The 523-nt window shown below is 38.2% G+C and carries 1 protein-coding gene; it reads left to right on the top strand.

The window, feature by feature from the left end; all coding sequences use genetic code 11:
* The coding region (locus DNK84_RS14105) for an outer membrane protein assembly factor BamB family protein (protein ID WP_162902534.1) at positions 1 to 523 on the top strand (523 nt) is incomplete at both ends.

Below are 523 nucleotides of genomic sequence, written 5' to 3'. Positions count from 1 at the left end.
AAGGAGAAGGCTCCTAAACAGGTTCATGTAAAAGTAAAGTGGAAAAAAAGCACGGGAAATGGTGATAACGGATTAGGCAACTATAATCTAGCTCCTACATACTCAGATGATATTGCATTCGTTCCTAATGAAAATGGCATGGTTTATGCCTTATCAATGAAAGATGGTGGCGTAATATGGAAGAAAGACACAAATTCCAGCCTGACTTCTGAACCAAACACTATCGCAAATGCTGTCATTTTTGGCTCGATGAAAGGTAGACTTACAGCATTAGATAATAAGACTGGTAAAACCTTATGGTTAAGTAAAACTCCAAGTAGTTTATTTGCTCAACCAACTATCTATAACAACTCTATTTACACCCATACACACGATGGCTCGGTAGCTGCTTTTGATGCTAAAGATGGTTCAAAAGAGTGGAGTGCTTCAAACAATATCCCAGAATTAACGCTGCCTGGTAACTCATCGCCTATAGTATTAAATGATACTGTAATGATAGGCTCTGCTTTTGGTACAGTTCTTG

The organism is Facilibium subflavum (assembly GCF_003574485.1).
GTDB lineage: Bacteria > Pseudomonadota > Gammaproteobacteria > Francisellales > Francisellaceae > Facilibium > Facilibium subflavum.
Note: the sequence above shows the minus strand (reverse complement) of the source record. Positions and strands in the feature narration are given on the sequence as shown.